Source organism: Sphingomonas aracearum (assembly GCF_003345355.1).
Classification (GTDB): domain Bacteria; phylum Pseudomonadota; class Alphaproteobacteria; order Sphingomonadales; family Sphingomonadaceae; genus Sphingomonas; species Sphingomonas aracearum.
Genome location: NZ_QQNB01000001.1, coordinates 176,583 through 199,410, shown reverse-complemented (window position 1 = coordinate 199,410; position 22,828 = coordinate 176,583). Strand labels below are relative to the sequence as shown.

At 67.1% G+C, this 22,828-nt stretch carries 24 protein-coding genes; 13 read left to right on the top strand and 11 right to left on the bottom strand.

The features are described from left to right. Nucleotides 1-65: 65 nt before the first annotated feature. The 8 genes from DVW87_RS00960 to DVW87_RS00925 form a co-directional block, all read right to left on the bottom strand. Nucleotides 66-1,067 (bottom strand): NADPH:quinone oxidoreductase family protein, encoded by a 1,002-nt coding sequence (locus tag DVW87_RS00960; protein WP_181814666.1) that lies wholly within the window; start codon nt 1,065-1,067, stop codon nt 66-68. Further along, complete coding sequence (gene leuD / locus DVW87_RS00955) at nt 1,030-1,659, bottom strand: 3-isopropylmalate dehydratase small subunit (RefSeq protein ID WP_114686984.1); 630 nt, start codon at nt 1,657-1,659, stop codon at nt 1,030-1,032. Before leuD ends, DVW87_RS00960 begins: the two co-directional genes overlap by 38 nt. Nucleotides 1,660-1,868: 209 nt before the next feature. Further along, entirely contained in the window at nt 1,869-3,311 is a 1,443-nt protein-coding gene (gene leuC / locus DVW87_RS00950; RefSeq protein WP_114685914.1) for a 3-isopropylmalate dehydratase large subunit, read from the bottom strand. 249 nt (nt 3,312-3,560) lie between these two features. Next, the gene (locus DVW87_RS00945; protein ID WP_114685913.1) at nt 3,561-3,872 is read right to left on the bottom strand and encodes a DUF5076 domain-containing protein; all 312 of its coding nucleotides are present in this window, start codon (nt 3,870-3,872) and stop codon (nt 3,561-3,563) included. Beyond that, nucleotides 3,869-4,756, bottom strand: a complete 888-nt coding sequence (locus DVW87_RS00940) for an HAD family acid phosphatase (protein ID WP_114685912.1) — start codon at nt 4,754-4,756, stop codon at nt 3,869-3,871. Before DVW87_RS00940 ends, DVW87_RS00945 begins: the two co-directional genes overlap by 4 nt. Then, nucleotides 4,753-5,127 carry a hypothetical protein gene (locus DVW87_RS00935; RefSeq protein WP_147276173.1) on the bottom strand — a complete coding sequence of 125 codons (375 nt, stop codon included), beginning with the start codon at nt 5,125-5,127 and terminating at the stop codon, nt 4,753-4,755. Before DVW87_RS00935 ends, DVW87_RS00940 begins: the two co-directional genes overlap by 4 nt. A gap of 182 nt (nt 5,128-5,309) precedes the next feature. Next, entirely contained in the window at nt 5,310-5,969 is a 660-nt protein-coding gene (locus DVW87_RS00930; RefSeq protein ID WP_114685910.1) for an HAD-IA family hydrolase, read from the bottom strand. Nucleotides 5,970-6,018: 49 nt separating this feature from the next. Further along, nucleotides 6,019-6,690 carry an RBBP9/YdeN family alpha/beta hydrolase gene (locus DVW87_RS00925; RefSeq protein ID WP_114685909.1) on the bottom strand — a complete coding sequence of 224 codons (672 nt, stop codon included), beginning with the start codon at nt 6,688-6,690 and terminating at the stop codon, nt 6,019-6,021. A 576-nt stretch (nt 6,691-7,266) separates the two neighbouring features. Here DVW87_RS00925 and DVW87_RS00920 point away from each other — a divergent pair. Together DVW87_RS00920 and DVW87_RS00915 are read left to right on the top strand one after the other, a co-directional pair. Next, the gene (locus tag DVW87_RS00920; protein ID WP_147276172.1) at nt 7,267-8,484 is read left to right on the top strand and encodes a glycosyltransferase family 4 protein; all 1,218 of its coding nucleotides are present in this window, start codon (nt 7,267-7,269) and stop codon (nt 8,482-8,484) included. 301 nt (nt 8,485-8,785) lie between these two features. Next, nucleotides 8,786-9,385, top strand: a complete 600-nt coding sequence (locus DVW87_RS00915; RefSeq protein WP_239017702.1) for a sugar transferase — start codon at nt 8,786-8,788, stop codon at nt 9,383-9,385. 30 nt (nt 9,386-9,415) lie between these two features. Here the strand turns inward: DVW87_RS00915 and DVW87_RS00910 are convergent, their stop codons facing one another. Continuing rightward, nucleotides 9,416-9,598 carry a hypothetical protein gene (locus tag DVW87_RS00910; RefSeq protein WP_114685906.1) on the bottom strand — a complete coding sequence of 61 codons (183 nt, stop codon included), beginning with the start codon at nt 9,596-9,598 and terminating at the stop codon, nt 9,416-9,418. Nucleotides 9,599-9,798: 200 nt separating this feature from the next. On the opposite strand from DVW87_RS00910, the gene DVW87_RS00905 reads away from it, so the two are divergent. From DVW87_RS00905 to DVW87_RS00895, 3 genes are all read left to right on the top strand, one after another. Next, nucleotides 9,799-10,245, top strand: coding sequence for a PilZ domain-containing protein (locus DVW87_RS00905; RefSeq protein ID WP_114685905.1), 447 nt, complete (start codon nt 9,799-9,801; stop codon nt 10,243-10,245). A gap of 488 nt (nt 10,246-10,733) precedes the next feature. Then, a complete protein-coding gene (locus DVW87_RS00900) occupies nt 10,734-11,720 on the top strand; it encodes an aldo/keto reductase (protein WP_114685904.1) in 987 nt (328 codons plus the stop codon). Nucleotides 11,721-11,860: 140 nt separating this feature from the next. Beyond that, complete coding sequence (locus DVW87_RS00895; RefSeq protein WP_114685903.1) at nt 11,861-12,478, top strand: trimeric intracellular cation channel family protein; 618 nt, start codon at nt 11,861-11,863, stop codon at nt 12,476-12,478. On the opposite strand, the gene DVW87_RS00890 is transcribed toward DVW87_RS00895, so the two are convergent. Next, a complete protein-coding gene (locus tag DVW87_RS00890; RefSeq protein WP_181814665.1) occupies nt 12,475-13,992 on the bottom strand; it encodes an MFS transporter in 1,518 nt (505 codons plus the stop codon). The two genes, DVW87_RS00895 and DVW87_RS00890, sit on opposite strands and share 4 nt — an antisense overlap. Nucleotides 13,993-14,192: 200 nt before the next feature. Between DVW87_RS00890 and DVW87_RS00885 the strand changes: the two genes are divergently transcribed. The 7 genes from DVW87_RS00885 (at nt 14,193) to DVW87_RS00855 (ending at nt 20,506) form a co-directional block, all read left to right on the top strand. Beyond that, nucleotides 14,193-14,420: a hypothetical protein gene (locus DVW87_RS00885; RefSeq protein WP_114685901.1), complete on the top strand. Its 228-nt coding sequence runs from the start codon at nt 14,193-14,195 to the stop codon at nt 14,418-14,420. Nucleotides 14,421-14,602: 182 nt separating this feature from the next. Continuing rightward, on the top strand, nt 14,603-15,850 hold the full coding sequence (locus tag DVW87_RS00880) for a helix-turn-helix transcriptional regulator (protein WP_147276171.1): 1,248 nt from the start codon (nt 14,603-14,605) through the stop codon (nt 15,848-15,850). A gap of 188 nt (nt 15,851-16,038) precedes the next feature. Continuing rightward, nucleotides 16,039-17,325, top strand: coding sequence for a hypothetical protein (locus DVW87_RS00875; RefSeq protein ID WP_114685899.1), 1,287 nt, complete (start codon nt 16,039-16,041; stop codon nt 17,323-17,325). Between the two features lie 73 nt (nt 17,326-17,398). Beyond that, a complete protein-coding gene (locus tag DVW87_RS00870; RefSeq protein WP_114685898.1) occupies nt 17,399-17,773 on the top strand; it encodes a hypothetical protein in 375 nt (124 codons plus the stop codon). Further along, complete coding sequence (locus DVW87_RS00865) at nt 17,773-18,477, top strand: C39 family peptidase (RefSeq protein ID WP_114685897.1); 705 nt, start codon at nt 17,773-17,775, stop codon at nt 18,475-18,477. The genes DVW87_RS00870 and DVW87_RS00865 overlap by 1 nt, the downstream gene beginning before the upstream one ends. Beyond that, complete coding sequence (locus tag DVW87_RS00860) at nt 18,477-19,175, top strand: hypothetical protein (RefSeq protein ID WP_114685896.1); 699 nt, start codon at nt 18,477-18,479, stop codon at nt 19,173-19,175. Before DVW87_RS00865 ends, DVW87_RS00860 begins: the two co-directional genes overlap by 1 nt. 38 nt (nt 19,176-19,213) lie before the next feature. Next, on the top strand, nt 19,214-20,506 hold the full coding sequence (locus DVW87_RS00855) for a transporter (protein WP_114685895.1): 1,293 nt from the start codon (nt 19,214-19,216) through the stop codon (nt 20,504-20,506). A gap of 36 nt (nt 20,507-20,542) precedes the next feature. Here the strand turns inward: DVW87_RS00855 and DVW87_RS00850 are convergent, their stop codons facing one another. Further along, nucleotides 20,543-22,072 (bottom strand): oligosaccharide flippase family protein, encoded by a 1,530-nt coding sequence (locus DVW87_RS00850; RefSeq protein ID WP_181814664.1) that lies wholly within the window; start codon nt 22,070-22,072, stop codon nt 20,543-20,545. A 434-nt stretch (nt 22,073-22,506) separates the two neighbouring features. Here DVW87_RS00850 and DVW87_RS17665 point away from each other — a divergent pair, with 434 nt between their 5' ends. After that, nucleotides 22,507-22,800 carry a hypothetical protein gene (locus tag DVW87_RS17665; protein ID WP_147276170.1) on the top strand — a complete coding sequence of 98 codons (294 nt, stop codon included), beginning with the start codon at nt 22,507-22,509 and terminating at the stop codon, nt 22,798-22,800. The last annotated feature ends 28 nt before the right edge of the window (nt 22,801-22,828 follow it).

Genomic DNA, 22,828 nt, shown 5'->3' with positions numbered 1-22,828 from the left:
CGGCCTGCGCGCCAGACGTACAATTGCCTGTCGCGCGGTGGACGGCGGAACGACAGTCAGGGAACCTAGGCCGAGACTTCCACCACGAGCTTCCCGATCGCGCCGCGTGCGGCCATCTTGGCGATCGCCTCGCCCCCGCGCTCGAACGGGAAGGTTTCCGTTACCCGCGGCGCGATCTTGCCCTCCCGCCAGAACGCGAACAGCTGTTCGACATGCGCTCGGTTCGCCTGCGGGTCGCGTGCTGCGAACGCACCCCAGAATACGCCGCAGACATCGCAGCTCTTCAGCAAGGTAAGGTTGAGGGGAAGCCGCGGGATTCCGGCGGGGAAGCCCACCACAAGGTAGCGGCCCTCCCAGCCGATCGCGCGGAGCGCCGGCTCGGCATAGTCGCCGCCCACCGGATCGTAGATCACGTCCGCGCCGTTCTTGCCCACCGCGGCCTTGAACTGCTCCGCCAGGGCCTTGGACTGCTCCTTGTCGAACGGCGCGCGGCCATAGATCACCACCTCGTCCGCGCCGGACTGACGCGCCGCAGCGGCTTTTTCTTCGGACGACACCGCGGCGACCACGCGTGCGCCAAAGGCCTTGCCCAGCTCGATCGCGGCCAGTCCCACGCCGCCGGCTGCGCCCAGTACCAGCAGCGTCTGCCCGGGCTTCAGACGCCCGCGATCCACCAGCGCGTGGATGCTCGTGCCATATGTGAGGATCAGCGCGGCACCCTCCGCGAAGCTGCGTTCGTCGGGCAGGCGGTACATGCCGGCGGCGGGGACGGCCATCTTCTCGGACAGGCCACCGTTGCCGACCGTGCCCAGCACGCGGTCACCGACCTGCCAGCCGCTCACGCCGTCGCCGATCGCTTCCACCACGCCGGCGATCTCGCCGCCCGGCGCGAAGGGGCGGGGCGGCTTGAACTGGTATTTGTCCTCGATGATGAGAACGTCGGGATAGTTGATCGAGCAGGCCTTAACCTGCACCAGCAACTGGCCCGGCCCGGCGACCGGATCGGGCAGCTCCTCCAGAACCAGAGTTTCAGGTCCGCCCGGTGCCTTCGACAGCAATGCCCGCATTTGCCCGCTCTCCCGCCATCCAGGGCCGGTGCTGCATGACGCCGGCCTCGTAATTCGAAATCGCGGTATCCCTTGCCAGTGTCAGGCCCACCTCGTCCAGCCCTTCCATCAGGCACTGGCGGCGGAACGGATCGAGCGCGAATTCGAAACGATCCTGAAACGGCGTGGTGACCGTCATCGTCTCGAGATCAACGGTGATCGGGTCGGTGCGGGCGACCTCCAGCAGCCGGTCCACCGCCTCCTGCGGCAGGACGACCGGCACGATGCCGTTCTTGAACGCATTGCCGGAGAAGATGTCGGAAAAGCTGGGCGCGATCACCGCCGTGATGCCCATGTCCCCCAGCGCCCAGGCGGCATGTTCCCGGCTGGAGCCGCACCCGAAATTGTCGCCGGCGATCAGGATGGGCGAGCCGGCAAAGCGTTCGTCGTCGAACAGGTTGCCGGGCTGGGCGCGCACCGTCTCGAACGCGCCGCGGCCCAGCCCTTCGCGGGTTACGGTCTTGAGCCAGTGGGCGGGAATGATGACGTCGGTATCGACGTTCTTCGCGCCCCACGGATAGGCGGTGCCGGTGACGGTGGTGACGGGGTTCATGCGATCCATCCCGTTCGCCCTGAGCGAAGGCCGAGGGCAGGTTGGCGAGAACCGTCGCTCGCTAAGCGGAGCGGGGCCTCACCTTCGCTCAGCCCGAAACGGTTGTGACTACTTGCTGGCCCGCACGGGCGGCTTCGCCGTGCTCGTCGCGGCATAGGCGGCCACGCCGCTGACAAGGGTGCCGAGCACCAGCAGGACAAGTACACGCTTCATTGCGATTGAGACCCCATCAGTTCGCGAACATCCGCCAGCCGCCCGGTCACCGCCGCCGCCGCCGCCATGGCGGGAGAGACGAGGTGGGTTCGTGCGCCCGGCCCCTGCCGCCCTACGAAATTGCGGTTCGAGGTGGAAGCGCATCTTTCGCCCGCCGGCACCTTGTCCGGGTTCATTGCTAGGCACATGGAGCAGCCGGGTTCGCGCCATTCGAAGCCGGCCGCGGTGAAGATCCGGTCCAGTCCTTCCGCCTCCGCCTGGCGCTTCACCAGGCCGGAGCCGGGCACCACCATGGCGCGCACGCTGTCGGGCACCCGGCGCCCGTTCGCCACCGCCGCGGCGGCGCGCAGATCCTCGATGCGGCTGTTGGTGCAGCTGCCGATGAACACATGTTCCACCGGCACGTCCTGCATCGCCGTGCCCGGGGTCAGCCCCATATAGTCCAGCGACTTACGCGCCGCCTCGCGCTTGGATGGATCGGCAAAACCGTCGGGATCGGGCACCTTTCCGGTGATCGGCACCACATCTTCCGGGCTGGTACCCCAGGTCAGGGAGGGGGCGATCTCATCCGCATGCAGCATGACCGTGTGATCGTAGCGCGCGCCCGGGTCGCTGGGCAGCGTCCGCCACCAGGCGAGGGCCTGGTCCCAGTCCTCGCCGGCCAGCGCCATCGGCCGGCCCTTGAGATAGGCAAAGGTAGTCTCGTCCGGCGCGATCAGGCCGGCACGGGCGCCGCCTTCGATCGACATGTTGGCCACCGTCAGGCGGCCTTCCAGCGACATGGCGCGGATCACCTCGCCGGTATATTCGATCACATAGCCGGTGCCGCCCGCCGCGCCAATGCGGCCGATGATCGCCAGGATCACGTCCTTGGGGCTGACGCCGAAGCCAAGCGTGCCGTCCACCCGCACTTCCATGGTCCTAGACTGTTTCAGCAGCAGCGTCTGCGTGGCGAACACATGTTCCACCTCGCTCGTGCCGATGCCAAAGGCCAGTGCGCCCAGCGCGCCATGCGCCGAGGTATGGCTGTCGCCGCAGACGAGGGTGGTGCCGGGCAGGGTGAAGCCCTGTTCCGGACCGACGACATGGACGATCCCCTGTTCGGGTGCGACCTCGTCGATATAGCGGATGCCGAACTCGGCGGTGTTCGCCGCCAGCGCCGCCAATTGCTGCGCGCTTTCCGGATCGGCGATCGGCAGACGGCGCCCGGCTGCGTCCATCCGCGCGGTGGTGGGCAGATTGTGGTCCGGCACCGCCAGGGTGAGGTCCGGCCGGCGCACCCGGCGCCCTGCCGCGCGCAGGCTGGCAAACGCCTGCGGACTGGTCACTTCATGGATGAGATGCCGGTCGATATAAAGGAGTGACGTGCCGTCGGGACGCTGCTCCACGACGTGCGCATTCCAGATTTTCTCGTACAGGGTGAGGGGACGGGAGGCCATGATGGCGCACCCCTTAGCGCGTTCATCCGCGCACGCAAAGCATAGTAAACATTGCCTCGCGTGAAATCTTCTGTCGTTCAGCGCGTGTGTTCATAACCGGCATCGGCCCGCCGCGCAGCGGTCGCCCGAGAAGGGCCGCCGAACAGCGTCGCTTGCTTGCGCGTAGCTGCAGCTACGCGACGGCGCTACGCTCCTCGTGGGCGGCCCTTCCCGGGCGATCACGACCATTGCCGGTCATGAGTACACGCCCTAGCTCGCTCCCCCGTCCTGCATGGTGACGATGTCGCCGTCCTGATCGCGCAAACCGTCGCTCAGGCCGCCTACGATCGCCTGCAGCATGTCGCGTTCGTCGCCGTCCCAGGTGCCGGCATAGGCGACCGCGGCATGGCGGACGACATCGGACATCAACCGTCCGAAGATCGCCGGATCGTCGAGGAGGTAGGCGGCAATCAGCACGCTCGCGCGGCCCTCGTCGTTGATCCACACGCGGGCGACCTCGGCTGCTTCCGAGCCGAGCGGCAGCCCTGGGTCGAGCAAGATGGCGCGGGGATGGTCGCTCATTTTCCTGCCTCCGGATCGGCCCAGCGCCGGTTGGCCGGGAACACCTCGTGATAGCCGCCCTTCAACTGCGGGCCATAGATCGGATTGGGGAGCATGAACCAGCGCGTGCCCCACATTGCCGCGATGGCCGGCGTCTGCACCGCTGCGCGCCGCGCAACCGGCAAGGCTATGGCGTTGAACTGATCGGAAAAGTCGCCAAGCTGGTCGCCCGCCATCGCCACCACGCAAAAACGGGCGGCGATCGCCGCACGGCGCGGGTCCTTGGCGGAGCCGGGCGCCACATCGCCCTTCAGGAACAGGGTCTGGCCCGGAACGAAGTCGCCCAATCCCGCTGCCTTCAGCGCGGCAACGGTGGCGGCGGCGTTCTTCGTGTCCCGGTTCGAGTTGACCACCACCGTCGCCCCTGCGCGGCGGATCGCCGCCACGGCCTCGACCGCGCCGGGAACGGCAACCACGGCATTGCCGCCGGTCTTCTCCCACCGGTCCCACTGCGCCGCGTCGAACGGCCCCGGGCGGCGCGCGGCCAGTTCCTCGATGCCGAGATTGAGGATCAGGGTTTCGTCTGCATCGAAGACGACCGCATGCGGCTTGTTGCCGCACGGCACCCATTGCGGTGCGGCGAGCGTGGCCGTGGACGCGAGCACCGCGCTGTTGCCGCCTTCGCGCGCGCTTTCGTTGGCGGCAACGAAGCCGAGCAGGCGATACGCCTGCACGCTGATCGCCGCGGCTTCGCCCGATCCATAGAGATATTGGAAGGGCGCCGCAGGCTCCGGGCCGCCCGCCGGGGCAGGTCCGGCCGACATCGCCGTCTTGACCGGGCCCGGCGCCGCGCAGGCTGACAGCAGGAGCGCGACCGCGGCCGCCAATAAAGGTCTATGTGTCATCGGTTCGCCCGCCAGAAATCGTCCGCCGCCGCGCCCGTCAGTGTCGCGGCGATCGTGCGGCCCGCCATTTGCGCGATCTCGGCGCCGGTGAACAGCCTTTGCGGCTCGCCGGCGAGCAACGCCGCCAATCCGTCCCAGCCGGCCGGATAGGGCTGCGCCTCCCGTGCGAGTTCGAGCGGCACGCGCCATCTTCGGCTGCGCCAGCTGTTGGGCTTGGTAAAGGCATCCGCTCCGATCAACGGCGACAGGCGCAAAGGCATGCGCAGATCGAAGCCATCCCGCGGGTTGGTCACGCGCAGGTTGGCGAGCGAGGCCGCCAGGATGCCCAACTGGAGCTGGGAGCATGGACGTTCCGGGTGCAGCAGGATCATGCCGTCTGCGACCTCGGCTCGCACGTGCGATGGGATTGGCGCCGGCCGGAGCCGAGCAAAGCGGGCCTGCCAATCCGCCCCCACGCCGGCACCTCGCAAAGCTCCGCATTGCGCATGCGGAAAAGGGCATAGCGTCCCACGGGGTAAGCTCGTGCACCTTTCGCCAACGGACGTCCGCCATGTCAGGGCAAGGTGCCGGCCGGCAGGTCCAGCGCCCGCTCCAGTTCGGCGAGCGCCTGGTCCGCACCCGTGACCTTGATCGCCGCCATCCCCATGGCCGCCGCCGGCTTGCAGTTGATGCCGAGGTCATCGAGGTACACGCAGTGTCCGGGTGCCTTGCCGAGCGTCTCGCACGCCAGAGCATAGATGCGCGGATCGGGCTTGCGTAGGCGGACCTTGCTGCTTTCCACCACATGGGAAAACCGATCGAGAACCGCGCGGGTGGCCTCGGCGCGTTCCTCGTCCGTCGACATCTGGGCGCCGTAGCCCGCAGGGACGTTGTTGGTGATGCAGGCGAGGGTGAAGCCGTGCGCCGTCAGCCAGTCGAGCGCCGCCACCATGCGCGGGCGGATGTCGCCGCCGAGCAGAGCGATCACGTCGCGGCCGGCCAGTTCGTGTCCCAGCGCGCGCGCTTCTGCGGCAAACAGCGCATCGAAAGCACCCGCGTCGATTTCGGCGCGTTCGAACCGGGCCCAGGCATTGGTGTCCGGTTCCGCCGCGTTGATCCTGCGGATAAGGCCGTGGGGCAGCCCGCGCTGTGCTTCGAGCCTGTTGAAAGCCTCAAACGGCGACGAGGTTATCACCCCGCCGAAATCGAAGATCACCGTGTCGCGCGCCGCCATGTCGGGGACGGTGGCGCAGGCGACCGTAAGAGGCAACAGCCCTGAGAGATCAGCGACGGAGATGAGGAGAGGGCGCCGCAGCCGCCGCAGGCACCGCCAGCAGCGCACGCGCCTCGCCGGGAGTGCGCGGGCTGCCATGGCCGTCCCCCGATGCATGGATGACCCGTTCCAGGAGCTCGCTGCCTTCCGCCCACCTGCCGAGCCCGCTTGCGGCATTGAGATGGCCTTGCGCACCGGCGTCAACGAAGTGGCTGCCCCAGCCCGCCGCCAGGCTTCGCGCCCGGTCGATGGCGATCCAGGGATCGTCCCGGCTCGCCACCAGCACCGAGGCGAACGGCAGCGGTGCAGCGGGCGTGGGGGCGAAGCCGCGCAGCTCGTCGGGCGCATTCTCCCGATCCACGTCGGCCGGCGCCACCAGCAGCGCGCCGGCGACCGGCCAGCCGAACGGCTGCGGGCTCATCTGCGCCCACCAGGCAACCGCCAGGCAGCCGAGGCTGTGCGCGACAAGGATCACCGGCGCCTGCGCCCCGCGGATCGCCTGGTCGAGCTTCGTGACCCAGCCATTGCGATGCGGCGTGTGCCACATGCCGAGCTCCACCCGCACCGTGTCGGGCCGGGCCTGTTCCCACAAGGTCTGCCAGTGCGAAGGCCCGGAGCCGCCGAGGCCGGGCACGGTCAAGATCGTCGGCTGCACCGCTTCGAACGGGGGAAAGCTGCCCATCGTCTCTCTCCACAAGATGGCGGAAGGAGTGGCCCGCGGCGCTCTAGGGAGGGCACGCCGCATAGCCACGCCTCCCGGAAGAGGAAGCTATGCCGATCAGTTTCCAGGGCAATCGCTTCTGCGCCGAGGTGAATACCCAGCGCGCCAGTATGAATTGGGCGGAAGGTTCCACTCACATGGTCGGAACCGCCATGCGCCTGAGCGCTCTCCCGGTGCGAAAGCGAAAGGCTGGGCGACATCGGCCAAGCCGCGATGCGGCGGATCGGAGGTCGCGGCCGAGTCGGGCCAGCAGGTCGGGCGCGCGGTTGCGCTGGCGGCACAGGCCGCGCTCGGCAAACGCGATTTCGGGACGGATCGGAGCCTCTTCCACATCCGCGACGCCCCCAGGCCGATCGGGACGACCAGCACGCCATCGGGCCGGCGTGTCTGTGCTGACAGAAGCGATATCGCCTCGGGGTTCATCGGCGCACGTCCGACGGTCGCGACCAGGACCGGGATCGCTTTATTCGACGTGTTCTCGCCCGATGCGTCGACCGGCTCTTGCTGCGGGCGGCCAACCCCCCGAGCCATACCTTCGTGCGAGAGCGGGACATTGCGCATCCGCGCGCGATTGACCGTTCTGCAACGATCAATTGCTTGCTAAGCGACCGCTGCCAGGGGGAGCATGTGGCGGTCGATCGATACCATCTTGTCATCAACGGCCGCTTCCTCACGCAGCCGACAACCGGCGTTCAGCGGGTTGCCCGTGAACTGACGCGCGAAATCGACCGCATGGTCGCGCGCGGCGAGGTCGACATGCGCGTGCGGCTGGTCTGCGAGCAGTTGGCGGACTTCACCGACATGGAGCTCGAGGCGGTGGAGGTGGAGAGGGTCGGCGCTAGCAGCGGCCACCTTTGGGAGCAAACGGTGCTGCCGCGTCATGTCGGCGATGCGCGTCTGCTATGCATGGGCAACACGGCGCCGATCGCGTCGCTGCTCGGCGGCGTGCCCGTCGCGCTGATGATGCACGACCTTTCCTATCGGCTGTTTCCCGACGCTTACACCCGGCGCTATCGCCTGGGCCATTCGCTGCTCATGCCGCTGCTGCTGCGACGAAGCGATCCGATCTTCACCGTGTCGGCGACGGAGAAGGCGATGTTGTCCAGCCTGGTGCCGGCCAGCCGGTCACGCATCGTGGTTGCCCAGAACGGCGGCTGGCGCGACGACCATGTCGCGCGCTTTGCCACGGACAGCGCTCGCCGGCGCGAATACGCACTCTATGTCGGCTCATTTTCGCGGCGGAAGAATTTCGACGGCGTGCTGGCGACGGCGATCCGGCTGGCGCGCGAGGACGGGCTGCCCACCCTGCTGGTGGGTGCTTCCGGCCACTTCCTGGCGCCGCCCGACGGCATCATCCCGTCCGATGTCGCCCCATTGATCCGCATGGTCGGCCAGGTTGAGGATATCGACGTCCTGGCCCGGCTCTACCTCGATGCGGCCTGTCTTATCTTCCCGTCCTTCTACGAAGCGTCACCCCTGCCGCCGGTCGAGGCCATGAGCCTGGGCTGCCCGGTGGTCGCGTCGGGGATCCCGTCCCTGCGCGAACGATGTGGCGAGGCGGCGGCGTATTGCGACCCCCATGACCCGGAGGACATGCTGCGCGCGGTCCGGCGTGTGGTCCACGACGAGGCATTTCGCGCGCAACTCGTCGCGGATGGCTACCGGCGCGCCGCGCGTTATTCGTGGCGCGAGCAGGCGCGCGTGATCGTGCATGCGCTCCTCAACCAGGATCGCGGCGGCGTTGTACAGAAATGATATATGCCCTGAGTTCAACGTGCTGTACCGACGATCGCACCGCGGGGGGCGGGCGGGCGCCTGTGCCGAAACAGGGCAGGAAGCGGCGAAGCTTCCGTGTGGGCGCACGGTAATCAACTTTGCGACGATGCTAACGTTCGTGTAACCAACGAACGCCACAAGGCGTCACATCGCTCTGACAAACAGGCACGGGGTCATGTCGGTAGAGCAGAATCAGGGGCATGCTATGCCGGCATTCACTTTGGCTCCAACGGGTCCGGACTCGATCGAGGGTCCGCTGGCGGCGGTACGAGGCGGTGCCTTGATCCGCACCTGCGACGTTGTGTTGTCCCTGGTCGCTTTGATCTTCTTCGGGCCGATCATGGTGCTGGTCGGCATTGCGGTGTTTATCGGCGATCCGGGGCCGATCTTCTTCGGCCACTCGCGCGTCGGCCGCGGGGGACGCATGTTCAAATGCTACAAGTTCCGCTCCATGGTGGTGGATGCCGAGGCGCGGCTGAAGCACCTGCTGGAACATGACGAGGCGGCCCGGGCGGAATGGGCACGCTTTCACAAGCTGTCCGTCGATCCGCGCATCAACCCGCTGGGTCGCTTTTTGCGCCTGTCCAGCCTGGACGAGCTGCCCCAGCTCTGGAACGTGCTCCGCGGCGACATGAGCCTTGTCGGGCCCCGTCCCGTGGTTCAGGCGGAACTGGAGCGGTATGGCCGATATGCTGCGGATTATATGGCGATCCGCCCCGGCGTCACTGGCCTGTGGCAGATCAGCGGTCGCAGCGACACGAGCTATCGTCGGCGAATCGCGTTGGATATCGCCTATGCGCGATCGCTGACGTTCGGCCTGTACCTGAAGATCATCGTACTGACCGTGCCCGCCGTGCTGCTGGCCCGCGGCTCGCGCTGACCCTTTCATCGTCGCGAGCCGCCGACGCGGTCATCTCACGACGAGGAACACGCCGGCCCAGAGCAGGGCGCTGACCGGAGCAGCGAGGATCGCCACCCGGCGGAAAGCCTCAAGGCTGCGGTTGCCGGCCGACGCGAACTTGCTCGCGTCCAGCAGGCGAGGGCTACCGACGACGTTATGGTGGCGCAGCTCGAAGCTGACAAAGTAAGCCATTCGACCTCTCTCTCCTGTTATTTTCTATTGCCGATTATGCTCAGGACGATTTGCAACGCAAGTTGGTTAACGAGCGCAATTGTAAAAAAATTGACGCTCGGCCACCGTGCGGTGCTGCAAATTCGTTCCTGAACAGCCGGCATTAGCAATTCAGTCACTCCCAACGCCCTAAATCTGCTTCGGTTGCAGAAGGATACGCGATGCGCTCGGCCCTGGCCTCGATTACCGTTGACTTTGACCGCCGCAGTGCGGAGCGGGGGGAAGTGCGCTGTTCCAGCACCGTGCGCAGCACCGCTGGCGTATCTCACGACGTCGTCGTCCACGACCTTTCCGCCTCCGGGCTGTCGTTCACTTCGGAACAGAGCTTTGCCGTCGGCACGCCTGTCACCGTGGGCCTGTCGGGCAGTGGAAGTGTTCCCGGCACGATCATCCGGCACGAGCGCACGCTGTATGGCTGCGCGTTCGATCGTCCGCTCACGACTGCCCAGCTTGTGGATGCGTTCTCCTCCCCGGGCGTCCTTATCGGCGATTTCGGCGGGGAGGCACGTCGGCCTGCTCCCGTGGCCGACCGCAAGCGAGCGGGAGCCCGATTGCTGGTCGTGCTCGCCGCCGCTGGATTGTGGGCGGCGATTTACGCGTTGATCTGATCGCGTCGTCTAGTCGCTCGCCGTCGCCCCTCCGGGCAACGTAGCATAAGCGACTGCCCGCGCCGCTCGACCAACGCTGTGCCTGACGATGCGCTATCCCCGGCATCGAAAGCGGCGACGCGCACCGATCAAGGCGCAAAGGCAGCGCTAAAGGCCTCCCCGCTTGCGCAGGCTGGTAATTCAAGCAAGTCCGGCCTGATAGCCGTCCAGCATCAGCTTCTCTCAGAGAAGCCCGGCCATCATGCTCGGGCACGCCCCATTCGGAGTCGCCGCGATATTCCGCCAGCAGCGAGTCGCCCTGCCTAAGGCAGCGGCGGCGGATGAGGAGATCGCAGCGCGTCCATGCGGCAGACCCTACCCGCATGTGCTGATCTGCAGAGTTCCTGCCCTCGCCCCGGGGCGGTACTGCAACCGTTCGCGCCGCGGGGAACCGCAGTCAGCTTCAACCGCTTTCCGGCAATCGGTTTCTCCAGACAGGATGTCCGGCAATGGAAATGCGCAAGCTCGGCTCGCAAGGGCTCGAAGTGTCCGCTCTCGGCCTCGGCTGCATGGGCATGTCCGAATTCTATTCCGGACGGGACGACGCGGAATCGGTCGCCACGATCAACCGCGCGATCGATCTCGGCGTCACCTTCCTGGATACGGCCGACATGTACGGCGTTGGCCGCAACGAGGAACTGGTCGGCCGCGTGGTGCGGGAGCGGCGCGAGTGGATCATCGTCGCCACCAAGTTCGGCAACGTGCGGGGGGCGGACGGGAGCTTTCAGGGTATCAACGGCCGGCCCGACTATGTCCGCCAGGCCTGTGACGCCAGCCTGAAGCGCACGGGACTCGACGTGTTCGATCTCTATTACCAGCACCGCGTCGATCCGGATGTGCCGATCGAGGAAACGGTTGGCGCCATGGTCGAGCTCGTGGCGGCAGGCAAGGTGAAGTATCTCGGCCTGTCGGAAGCCGGCCCGGAGACCATCCGCCGCGCGCATGCGGTGCACCCGATCACCGCGCTGCAGACCGAATATTCGCTTTGGAGCCGCGATCCGGAAGACGAGATCCTGCCCACCGTTCGCGAGCTCGGCATCGGCTTCGTGCCTTACAGCCCGCTCGGGCGGGGTTTCCTGACCGGCCAGTTCCGCACGCCCGACGACATCCCGGCCGACGATTACCGGCGCAACAGCCCGCGCTTCCAGGGCGAGGCCTTCGCGAAGAACCTCGAGCTCGTGCAGGAGATCGGGAACATGGCGCAGGAGAAAGGCTGCACTCCGGCCCAGCTCGCCCTTGCCTGGGTGCTGGCCCAGGGCAGCGACATCGTGCCGATCCCGGGCACCAAGCGCCGCAAGTATCTGGAGGAGAATGTCGGCGCGCTGGAAGTGACGCTCAGCGAGGACGACCGGGCGCGCATCGACCGGATCATGCCGCCGGGTGCTGCGACGGGCACGCGCTATGCCGCCCCGCAGATGGCGGCGCTCGGGCGGTAAAGCGGCGCTTGCCGGTGCAGCTTGGCGATCTTCGCTCTGATTGCCGGAATGAAGCGGGCGCGGCCGTGATCATCGCGCCGGCATGGTGCGATCGGCCGTCGACGGAGGACAGCCGCGTTCCGCGACGCTAAGCCGGCTGCATGCCGTTCTCGCTTTCTGCTGCGCTCCCCTGGCTGGATATCGCCGGCTTGTCCGTGTTTGCCGTCAGCGGCGCGCTCGCTGCGGCACGCCGCCGGCTCGATTTCGTCGGCGCGTGTTTCTTCGCCCTCGTCACGGCGACGGGCGGCGGGACGCTGCGCGACGTGCTGATCGGCACGCCCGTCTTCTGGATGACGAGCCCCGCGCCGGTGATCCTGTGCGTGGTGGTCGCCATCGCAACCTGGTGCGTTCCGCTTCGCTGGTGGCCCGAGCGCGCGCTCGACTGGTTCGATGCGGTCGGACTGGCGGCCTATGCCGTTTACGGTGCGGCAAAGGCGCTCGGTGCGGGCGTGCATCCGGTTCCTGCGATAGCCGCCGGAGTCGCGACAGCCTGCGTCGGCGGCGTCATGCGGGACGTGATCGCCGGGGCGCCTTCGGTGATGATGCGCCACGAACTCTACGTCACCGCCGCTCTGATCGCGGCGGCCACGTTTGTCTCGCTTGCCGGCTTCGGGCTGGCCGCGCCGGGGCCTGCGCTCTTCGGTTTCCTTGTCGGCTTCGCGGCGCGCGCGGCGGCCATCCACTGGCACCTTACCCTGCCGCCACACCGCGGACGCTAGGAGGTCGGGCGCCGGCGCCGTGCCTTCGCTTCCTGCGCGCGGCGCAGGCGTTTGCGCAGGCGCGCATCCCGCAGGAGGGACACCGGCAAATCCGTTGCGGCGCGCAGGCCGGCGACGCTGGAGATGTTGCGGATCGTGCGCCGCGCCTCCGCCAGCACCTGTCCCATCATCTCGCGCCGCTCGATCTCGCCATGTTCCTCGACCAGCGACAGCCGGTGGATCGCATAGGTCCCGATCAGGCCGGCGATGAGGAAGTAGAAATCCCATTGCGCCAGCACGACCGGCAGCACGAAGCTGCCGCCCGGCTCCGTCCAGCGGACGATCACCTCGAACTGGCGCACCGCGAACACCTGCGCGAGCAGGCCGCCGAGGATCGGTGCCAGCCCGGCGGCGATCGCCGTCACCAGGGCGTTGGTGGCGACATAGGCGGTGGCCGATCCCTTGGGCGACAATTTGAGGGCGATGTTGGTGCTGGTCAGCGTCACGCCGGCAATCGTCGCGCCCATCACTCCATGCAGCAGCACCAGCCACAGCTTCACGAGCGAGCGGTCGCCGATCTGCGACGCGCCGATCATCGCCACGATTGCCAGGATATAGGCCGGGGCGCAGACCGCCAGCACCGACTTGTTGGCGAAACGGTCGCTCAACGTCCCCCAGAGGCGCAATGCCAGGATGTTGGCCACCTGACTGACGACGCTCAACACCATGACGAAGCTGATGTTGAAGTGCAGCTGGCGGACGATGAACACGGTGAAGAAGGGCGTTGCGAAGTTCACCGCGAACTGCCAGCTGGCCACAAAGACGAGCAGGCGGGCGAAGTTCAGGTCGCCAAGCGGCTGACGCAGCAGTTCGAGCAGTCTGATCGGCCCCGTCGCCGGCGGCATCAGCGGCTCCGGCATCGCCGCGACGATGCGGGCGCTGACAAGGCCGGTAACACAGCCGGCCGCAAACATGCCCGCAAAGACGAGATCGCGCCCAAACGAGCCGGCGGGCGTGAGGTCCAATGCGAGGGCCGCCGCCAATCCCAGGACGAGGCTGATGCCCGTCAGCCAGATCGATCGCCGGGCAAAAACCGCGCCCAGCCTTTCCTCGGGCGCGAGGTCCCGCATCCAGGCGTTCCAGGCGCAGGCGCCGATCGCGCCCAAGCCGCACAGGATCAGCTGCGCCACAAGGAAGATCAACAGCGGGCCGGTGCCGGCGAAGAAGGCCAGCGCGGCCATCACTCCCAGCATCGCGCGTCCGGCCAGGCTGGTGAGCACCGCGATCCGCTTGCGGGTGCGCCACCGCTCGACCATGCCGATGGCGGGGAGCTGGACCAGCTGGGTCAGGAACGGCACGCTGGCCAGGACGCCCACCATCACGTTCGACGCGCCAAGGTGCAGCGCGAATGCCGTCAAGATGACGCCGGTGGTCAGCGCGGCCGTGCCGCCGGAAAAGGCGGCCTCCAGGACGAGCAGGCGCAGGCCATGCTCGCGTTCCTCACCGGTGACGGTCGCTTGCGGCTGTAAACTCATCGCGCCCGCAACGTGCGGCCGGTCACCCCGGTTTCGGCGAGCGGCACGCCGGGGCGGAAAAGCTCGTCCGCAGATCATGCCGGTACGTGCGTTCCGCATGTCGGCTGCTGCCCAGGGTTTGATACTGGCGGGGTAGGAGTAACTTACGTGATGGCGGCCCTGGCAGAGAAGACGTAGCGAAGGCCTGGGAAAGGTCTTCCATGCCGATGAGTGACGAGCAGTATTTCCTGGGCCGTGCGCAAACGGAACTGAGGATGGCACGCGCCGCGGGCGACCAATGCGCCGCCTGGTCGCATCAGATACTTGCTGCCCATTATCTCGACCGTGCGTCGATGAGCCAAGCTTCGGGCGTGGCGTCGAGCGTTCCGGCCCGCCGTTCGGTGCCCAACGCTCGACAACCGCTCCATCGGATCGACCGGGCCGGCTGATTCGATAGCCTGCTGCGGGCCCCGCCGCCTCACCGGGCCAAGACTTGCGGCTGACCGGCTGATAGCGACCCGAAGAGGCGAAGCTTTCCGTCCGTGGCCTTTGGCGCCGCTTAAAGCGACTCGGTCCGGCCGTCATGGGTACATCTTCGGGGCAGGGGGTTTCGGGGTCGAATACTCCTTAATTGGCCAGAGCAACCGCCGCGCTTTGTGGCAAACAGCCACCGCGAATCCTGAAAAATACAGAACGCCTGGCACAGGTGTTCGGGGAACCGTCGAGAGAAGCAAGGCCGGGTCAACACGGCAAACGGGGGAGAAGCATGGCAGGGATCACCAGCAACCCGGTTGTGACCTTGGTTCCGCCGGCCAAGGTCCCCGCCAGTCTGCCGCCGATCGCCAGGGATCGTCTCGTTTCCAGGCCGGAGCAGCAGGCGCTGCAGGCGCTTTCCGCCGTGATGCAGGCAAGTGGCATCACGATCCTCTCCCGTTCCGTGCAGGATGGAACGCTGGAAACCATCACGTCCAGCTCGGACGAAGCGGAGGGGGAGGAGACGCTCCTTTCCGCGGACGAGCACGGCTTCGTCGCGTTGCGGGAGCTGCGGTGGTTCGATCGCGGGCACGAGACGGCCGCCCTGGTCAAGCTAATCGAACGGCGCGAATTCGATGTCTGGGCCGTGCTCTCCTTCGCCGTGCCGATCGGCAGCATCCGGAGCGCCCTGATCGTGCAGATGCCGGCGTTCGTCTCCATGCTGGCGGCGCATGCCGCCATGCTGATGGACCTTGCGGAGGAGCGCACCCGCGCCCGGGCCGTGGCGGCCGCACTGGATCAGCAGGACGGCGCGGTGTTCGTCCTTCGCCGCGACCACACCGTCCTGTTCGCCAACAGGAGCGCGCACCTGCTGCTCGAGCGCAAGGCGGGGCTGCAACTCAGCCGGGCGAAGTTGCGGCCCCTGGGCTACAAGGAGGCCGTGCGGTTCGAAACCGCGGTTGACTGCGTGGTCGACGCTGCACACGCCGGTCCGTCCGCTGCACGCTCGGCAGCCATGCTCCTGCTGTTGCCGGTGTCCGGTGGCGAGCGGCGGCTCGCCGTTACGATCGCGCCCGTCGATCGGGGCGCGCCGGGCATGCTCCCGGACAAGGCAGCCGCCATCGTCTGCGTCCAGCCCGACGGGGAACAACTGAACCACGGCGTCGAGGCGATCTGCCAGGCTTATGCGCTGTCGCCGGTGGAAGTGCAGCTTGTCTGCCACCTTGCCGCCGGGTTGAGCGTTGCGGACACCGCCTCGCGGATGAAGGTCAAGATCGACACGGCGCGTGCCTATCTGAAGCAGGTGTTCGCCAAGACGGGCACCAACCGCCAGGCATCGCTCCTGCAACTGATCGTGCGGCACCAGGGCGTGATCCAGGGCGATCACCTGTTCAGCGCGGCCTGAGCGGAACGCCGTCGTGCCGATCCTCGCCCGCCTACCCATCCGGGAGTGGATCGACCTTCATCCGGTGCGGCGATTTCTCCCCGCCGGGTGGGCCGGGTCCGACATTAATCCCATATGAACAAGGCCGCCCGGGAGGAGCGGCGCTCATGCCGCGATCATGGCCTCGGCTTTATAAAAGGATCGAAGCAATGAAGACGAAGCTGATTGTGACAACGTCCGTGGCGGCGGTGCTCGCGGCGACGAGCGCGCACGCCCAGACGACCCAGCGCTCCGCCGCCGGCACGTCCGCGTCCGCCGCTTCCGATGGCAGCCTGGCGGTGGGCGATGTCCGCAACAACGGCAACAGCACCGTGCGTGATGTCACCACCACCGACAATTCGATGAGCGGCGGCCAGAACGGCAACAACTCGAACACCAGCAACGCCAACGACCAGCGGGACAATTCCACCACGCTCGGCGACATCGACGTGGCGGTATCCGGCGCCGGTAACGAGGACTCGTACAACGCGTCGAGCACCACCAACGTGACCAACAACAACGCCAACGACCAGCGCGACAATTCGGTGACCGTAGGCGACGTCTCGCTCGCGGACAACACGCGCAGCGGCGGCCAGAACGGCGACAACATCAACACCGCGACGAACACCACCAATTCGAATGACCAGCGCGACAACTCCACCACGGTCGGCGATGTCGACGTGGCGGTTGCCGACACCGGCAACGAGGGCAGCTACAACACCGACAATTCGATGAGCGGTGGTCGCAACGGCGACAACATCAACACCACCACGAACAACACCACCACGAATTCGACCGACGAGCGCGACAATTCCACGACGGTCGGAGACGTGGACGTGGCGGTTGCCGATACCGGCAACGAAGGCAGCTACAATGGCGGCAACACCGACAACTCGGTGGGTGGCCAGAACGGCAGCAACTCGACGACGACCACCACCAACAACAACGCCAACGACCAGCGCGACAATTCGGTGACCGTGGGCGACGTGTCGCTCGCCGACAACTCGATGAGCGGCGGCCAGAACGGCGACAACATCAACACCACCAACAACAACACGACCAACAACTCCAACGACCAGCGCGACAGCTCGACGACGATCGGCGACATCACCACCAACAACAGCGAGGTGGCCGACAATTCCGATCGCTCGAACAACGCCAGCTTCAACACCACGACGGAAACCGCGGGTGATGCTGCCGTGATCACCAGCCCGACCTTCGGCGATGGCGCCGTGGTTGCGGCGTCCACGCTGTCGAATTACGTCTCGGGCGTGAAGGTCAGCTTCTCCGGCACGGCCGGCCAGGAAGCGACCACCAACAACAGCATGACCACCGGAGACACGGCGTTCCAGAACTTCGCCGGCATGCAGTCGCTCAACATGAACACCGGTGCGGGCGCGTCGCAGAACGCGAACGTCAGCGTCGCGGTGTCCACGGGCGACGTCACCAGCCGCTGAGCGGACAGGATGGTGTCGGGGCGTCGCCCCGGCACCATTTCGCCGCGCTGCTCCAGTTCGAGGAACAAGAGCCATGAAACCCCCCGTGATCGCGCTCCTTTCCTGCCTGATCGGCACTCCCGCCGCCGCGCAGAGCATCGCTGCGGTGCCTGCGGCGGAGGCCGCTTCCAAGGCCGATCCGTTCTCGGACGCGGCCGCGGTGGATGACGGCGCGCTCGGCCGCATCGCCGGGCGGGAGGATACCGGGGCGCAGATCGCGATCGCCGACCAGCGCAACACCGTCAGCGGCAACAGCGTCAGCGGCCAATCGGTCACGGGCAACATCGTGATCGACGGGAATGCCTTCCAGAACCTGCAAGGCTTGGCGGTGATCAGCGCGAACAGCGGCAACAACGTTGCCATCAACTCCGCAATGAACGTCACCGTGAACCTGGCGCCGCGCCCGTGATGCGGCTTGCGGGTATGCTGCCGGCGCTGGTGCTCAGCCTGGGCGGCTGCTCGCCCAAGGTGTCCGGCGGCAATCCGCAGTTCGTGACCTCTTCGGCGCTGGGCAGCGGCTATTCCGTCCCGGTCGCCTCCATGCTCGCCCGCAAGTTCAACACGGTGGTGCGCCAGCAATACGACTTCAGCTGCGGCTCGGCCGCGCTCGCGACCTTGCTCCGCTATCATTACGGCATGCCGCGATCGGAAACCGACGTGTTCATGGGCATGTGGCGCGACGGCAACCAGGCGCAGATCCGCCAGGTGGGCTTCTCCCTGCTCGACATGAAGCGCTATCTCGCCACCTCCGGGCTGCGCGCGGACGGCTACAAGGTGTCGCTGGACGCGATCCGCGGGCGCGGGTTACCGGGCATCGTCCTCGTCACCGTTCGCGAATATCGCCATTTCATCGTGCTGAAGGGCGTCGGCCCGACCGATGTACTGGTGGGCGATCCCTCCACCGGGCTGCACCGCCTGCCACGGGCGAAGTTCGAGGAGATGTGGAACGGGGTCTATTTCGTCCTCAACTCGCAGGCCGAGGTGGGGCAGCGGACCTTCAACGGCATCGATCAATGGCGATTGCTCGCTCGCGTGCCCGGCGATGCCCCCTTTCTCGATCCCCTCAGCACCCAGGCGCTTTCGCTGAGCGCCCCCTTCTATCGAGACTTCTGATGCCCCATGCAGCGCTGTTCGCTCTCCTGCTTGCCGCCGCACCGGTAGATGCCTGGGAGGCGGTGCCTTTGTCGGACGAGGAGCTTGCCGGCATGACGGGCAAGTTCCTGCTGCCGAGCGGCGCCTCCATCGCCATGTCGGTGACCAGCGACACCCTGGTGGACGGGCAGCTCGTGCTCCGCAGCGTGCTCAACGTCACCGACCGGGCGAACCTGGCGGTGTTCGGCGGCAGCGGCGAGCATGCGGACGCACCGCACAGGCCGGCCAACGCGCCTGGCATGACGGCGAACGGCGTAACGGTGCTCTTCGACCGGCAGTCCGGCATGCGCACGATCATGCCTACCTATGCCGCCCCCGCCGTGGCGGTGAACGTCGGGGCGGCGGCAGGAGGCGAGCAGGCGAGCGTCGTTGCGCCCTTGTCGCTCGCACCGGGCATGACGATCCAGACGCCGGCCGGGATGGTGTCGCTCGCGCCCTCCGGGAACAACGTCTCCCTGCACGGCGACGGGATCGACGTGACGCACGTGATGGGGCCGGCCTTCGCGACGGCGATCGCCAACACCGTGAGCGATCGGACGATCGATACCGTCACCTCCATTGACCTCGACCTCACCCAGATGACGCCGCTGACGCTGGGCGGCGCGCGGCTGGGCGCGGGAGAGTTGGCGCTCGATGCAACGCGGGGACTGATGCGATGAAGCTTTTGGGGGTGGGGTGTTGCGCACTGACGGCATTGATGACGTCGCCGGCGGCAGCGGTGCAGGCGCAGATGCGGGCGGGCGACGCCAACGGGCAGATGCGCGCCGAACTGGAGCAGGCGCGCGCGCAGATCGCGGAGCAGCGTCGCCAGATCGAGGCGCAGGAGCGGCGATTGCAGGCGCTGGAGGCGCGCATGGCGCAGGCCGGAGCGCCGGGCCTCCCTGCTTCCGGGTCACCCCCTGCCGCCCTGGCGCAGCAAAGCTCCGCCAGCACGCCGGGCGATCCGTCCACCATTCAGCAGTCCACATTGTCCGCTGCGCCTGTCGAACGCGTGGGCAAGGCCCCTCCCGGTAGCGATCGGCCGCCGGAAGTCGCCGTTCTGGGTCAGGAGGGCAGCGTCGTGACCCGCCGTGGCCAGCTCACGGCCGAGGTCCAGGTGGATTACGCCCGGGCCGACCGCAATCGCGCGCTGTTCCGCGGGATCGAGGTGGTCGAGTCGGTGCTGGTGGGCGAGTTCAACATCAACGAGAACCGGCAGGACATCATCACCAGCTCCGCGTCCCTGCGTTACGGCCTTACCGATGCGGTGGAAATCGGGGTGCGCGTGCCGTTGGTCGCCCGCTGGGATCGCAGCGTGCTCGTGCCGGTGCAAGGAAGCACGAACAACGACGCCGCGCGCGAGATCGACAGCTCGGCCAGCGGGCGGGGCCTGGGCGACGTCGAGCTGTCGGCGAGGTACCAGTTCCTGACGGGGCGGCCCGGTCTGCCCTTCCTTGTCGGAAACCTTCAGGTAGTGGCGCCGACCGGGTCCAATCCGTTCGCGGTTCGCCGCACCGGATCGGGCGCGGCGCTTCAGGCGGCAACCGGGGCAGGGTTCTGGGGTGTGTCGCCCAGCGTCACGGCGGTGTTGCCCAGCGACCCGGCGGTGCTGTTCGGCACGATCGGCTACACCCGCAATTTCGGGCGCAGCGTGGATGCGGTGATCGCGCCCGTGCGGATCGACTATGTGAAGCCGGGCGACGCCTTGTCGTTCAGCGCCGGCATCGGCATCGCCTTGAACGAACGCACTTCGGTCAATTTCGGTTACGCCCACGCCTGGGCATTCGGCACGCGCACCCGCACGCGCCTTCTCGAACCAAGCCCGAACGGTCCGGAGTTCCTGGAGGACACCTCGCGTGACCTCCAGATCGGGCGCCTGCTGTTCGGGGTGACGTACCGGGTGACGGATCGGTCGAGCATCAACTGGTCGGTCGAGGTCGGCGCGACCGACGACGCCGCGGACGTGCGCAGCGTGTTGCGGATTCCGCTGGTCCTTCTTTCCGGAAGCTGAGCGCAAGGCCGGCCGGACGCTCCGGGCCTGTCCGGCTCAGGCCTCCGCGGACGTAAGCGGTGCCGTGCCTGTCGGAACCGATGCAGCGGGTCCGCGCTTCCTGCCGGTCCTGACCATCGCGCGGAGCAGGGCGCGATCGTCGCGCGGCAGCAGGAGCCGCAGGCACGCGGCATAGGTGACGATCCCGGTGAGCACGCCCACTATCAGCGTCGCCAGCGGGCCGGCCGATGCCGGGATCTGCAGCTGCACGATCCATACGGCGCCCGCCATCAGCCCGGCGGCGGCGAGCGGCGGCCAAAGGGCAAGCACCTCCGGCAGCCGCGCGCCCGCGATGCTGCTCGCCCGGTAGAGGCGCGCCGGCAGCACGACTGCGGTGGCCAGCGAAAAGGTGAGCGCCAGGGCCTCCAGGCTCGCTCTCCCGAACAACAGCAATGCCGCCGAGACGAAGAACGCGCTGAACATCGCGATCCTCGCCTCGCTGTCCGGCCGGTCCGCCGCGATCATCGTCGCGCCGGCCACCTGCGAGAGGGCCAGCGCGATGCCGCTGACCGCGAGCGCCGAGAGCACCGCGGCGCTTGCCTCCCAGGTCTCTCCCATCAGCAGCCGGATGACCGGATGGGCGACCACGGCCAGGCCGGCAAAGGCGGGCGCGGTGACCAGCAATGCCCAGCGCAGCGCACCGAGAAAGCCGGCCCGCCGCTGATCTTCCTCGCTGATGTTGGCAAAGGCTGCGATGCTGAGGTTAGAAATCACGTCCACGAGCATCATGTTCGCGGCGAGCAGGATGCGCTTGGCGGCGTTGTAGAGCCCCGCGCCCGCCGGCCCGAAAAAGGCCGTGGCCAGGAACAGGTCCACGTCCGCCGCCAGGAAGTTCCACGCCGCGCTGATCGACAGGTGGCGCGCGCGCTCCAGCATGTGCCGGGCGGTGGCCCAGCGCAGCCGGCCGCGCGGACGGAATCCGCTCGCCAGCCATAAAGTCGCGCAGTTGACGAGATTGATGGCGAGCTGCTGGGCGATCAGGCTGGCGAGGCCGTATCCGGCCAGCGCCAGGGTAAGGCCGACCGCGCCGCCTGCACAGACGGACAGCAGCGCGCGCAACGCCAGCGAGCGGAAATGGATCGATCTTGCCAGCCGCATCCCCGGCGTCGCCGTCAGTCCCATGAGCAGCAGGATGACGCTGAACACCCGCAGCACCCCGGCGAGGCCGGGCGTGTCCAGCAGCGCGGCGAGGAGGTCGGCGCCGGCAAACACCGCCACGGCCGCGACGAGCCCGGTTGCGGACGTGATCGCAAGACAAATGGCATCCCTTTCCTCGGGATCACGGGAACCCTGGGCGAGTACCGCCGTCGCCACGGAGTCCAGAAAAAGGCGGCGAACCAATTCGACGGTGGCGAGACTGACGGCGACGAGGCCGAAGCTCTCCTTGGAAACGTAGCGGGCAAGAACCAGGAAGATGCAAAGCGACAGGATCTGGCTGCTGCCCTGGCCGAAGACGGCCCACAACGCATTCACCTTGAGCCGCTCGCGCACGTCCGCGCGCGCGCCGGAAGGAACGTCGCCCGCCACTCTCGCCTCTGCTCGGTCGGTTGTGACCTGTTCCGACGGGGGAGGCAGTGGTCCTGTCGGCGGAGCGGCTGCGGCGACCGCCGCGCGGGGGCCGGACCGGTCGCGCTCGGCATCATGGTTTTGCGTCACGGCAACTCCTGTGGGGCGACGCTGCGGCGAAGCCGTGTCCGATCGGGAATGGCGGCAAAGTGGCGATGCCGAACATGTCGAGCGGCAATCTCAATGTGGTTTTCATTTCAACACAGCAAGATCCAGCCGATTTGCCGAGATCTCACAAAGAATGACTACCCCCTTTGCAGTAAGGCAGGTCTAGCAGATTCGTGCTATCGTTCACCGGATCGATGCGGTGCCTCACTGATGTCAATCCCGCTCCGTTCGTTGTTGCAATCATCGCCTCAAAACAGGTCGCGTCCACTCCCATTCAGAATAGGTCCATGGCACTTCCTAATTACGACTTTCTTCAGTATATCCTCACCACCTCAGACATCGTCATTCAGGATTTCGTTCGCCGGCTGTGCATGGCGGCGATCAGTGATGATGATGCGGCGGTCTTCGGCTGGAGCACGGTTCTGCAGCTGGTAAAGGCGGGCTGGGTGCCAGCGGCTGATCTTCCGAGCAATGATATCGCCTGCGTCATCGCCAATCTATGCTTGGCGCCAACTCAAACGGATGATGCCGACATGGCTAATTGTCCTGATCGCGGTGACGGGCGACTGATACCGCATTGAGCGGGCATCGCGGGCAATCGGGAGGGGA

Excerpts from the sequence above, each read along its gene's own strand:
- DVW87_RS00960 (WP_181814666.1), bottom strand. The coding sequence starts at position 1,067 with ATGCGGGCATTGCTGTCGAAGGCACCGGGCGGACCTGAAACTCTGGTT.
- leuD (WP_114686984.1), bottom strand. The coding sequence starts at position 1,659 with ATGAACCCCGTCACCACCGTCACCGGCACCGCCTATCCGTGGGGCGCG.
- leuC (WP_114685914.1), bottom strand. The coding sequence starts at position 3,311 with ATGGCCTCCCGTCCCCTCACCCTGTACGAGAAAATCTGGAATGCGCAC.
- DVW87_RS00945 (WP_114685913.1), bottom strand. The coding sequence starts at position 3,872 with ATGAGCGACCATCCCCGCGCCATCTTGCTCGACCCAGGGCTGCCGCTC.
- DVW87_RS00940 (WP_114685912.1), bottom strand. The coding sequence starts at position 4,756 with ATGACACATAGACCTTTATTGGCGGCCGCGGTCGCGCTCCTGCTGTCA.
- DVW87_RS00935 (WP_147276173.1), bottom strand. The coding sequence starts at position 5,127 with ATGATCCTGCTGCACCCGGAACGTCCATGCTCCCAGCTCCAGTTGGGC.
- DVW87_RS00930 (WP_114685910.1), bottom strand. The coding sequence starts at position 5,969 with ATGGCGGCGCGCGACACGGTGATCTTCGATTTCGGCGGGGTGATAACC.
- DVW87_RS00925 (WP_114685909.1), bottom strand. The coding sequence starts at position 6,690 with ATGGGCAGCTTTCCCCCGTTCGAAGCGGTGCAGCCGACGATCTTGACC.
- DVW87_RS00910 (WP_114685906.1), bottom strand. The coding sequence starts at position 9,598 with ATGGCTTACTTTGTCAGCTTCGAGCTGCGCCACCATAACGTCGTCGGT.
- DVW87_RS00905 (WP_114685905.1), top strand. The coding sequence starts at position 9,799 with ATGCGCTCGGCCCTGGCCTCGATTACCGTTGACTTTGACCGCCGCAGT.
- DVW87_RS00900 (WP_114685904.1), top strand. The coding sequence starts at position 10,734 with ATGGAAATGCGCAAGCTCGGCTCGCAAGGGCTCGAAGTGTCCGCTCTC.
- DVW87_RS00895 (WP_114685903.1), top strand. The coding sequence starts at position 11,861 with ATGCCGTTCTCGCTTTCTGCTGCGCTCCCCTGGCTGGATATCGCCGGC.
- DVW87_RS00890 (WP_181814665.1), bottom strand. The coding sequence starts at position 13,992 with ATGAGTTTACAGCCGCAAGCGACCGTCACCGGTGAGGAACGCGAGCAT.
- DVW87_RS00885 (WP_114685901.1), top strand. The coding sequence starts at position 14,193 with ATGCCGATGAGTGACGAGCAGTATTTCCTGGGCCGTGCGCAAACGGAA.
- DVW87_RS00875 (WP_114685899.1), top strand. The coding sequence starts at position 16,039 with ATGAAGACGAAGCTGATTGTGACAACGTCCGTGGCGGCGGTGCTCGCG.
- DVW87_RS00870 (WP_114685898.1), top strand. The coding sequence starts at position 17,399 with ATGAAACCCCCCGTGATCGCGCTCCTTTCCTGCCTGATCGGCACTCCC.
- DVW87_RS00865 (WP_114685897.1), top strand. The coding sequence starts at position 17,773 with ATGCGGCTTGCGGGTATGCTGCCGGCGCTGGTGCTCAGCCTGGGCGGC.
- DVW87_RS00860 (WP_114685896.1), top strand. The coding sequence starts at position 18,477 with ATGCCCCATGCAGCGCTGTTCGCTCTCCTGCTTGCCGCCGCACCGGTA.
- DVW87_RS00855 (WP_114685895.1), top strand. The coding sequence starts at position 19,214 with ATGACGTCGCCGGCGGCAGCGGTGCAGGCGCAGATGCGGGCGGGCGAC.
- DVW87_RS17665 (WP_147276170.1), top strand. The coding sequence starts at position 22,507 with ATGGCACTTCCTAATTACGACTTTCTTCAGTATATCCTCACCACCTCA.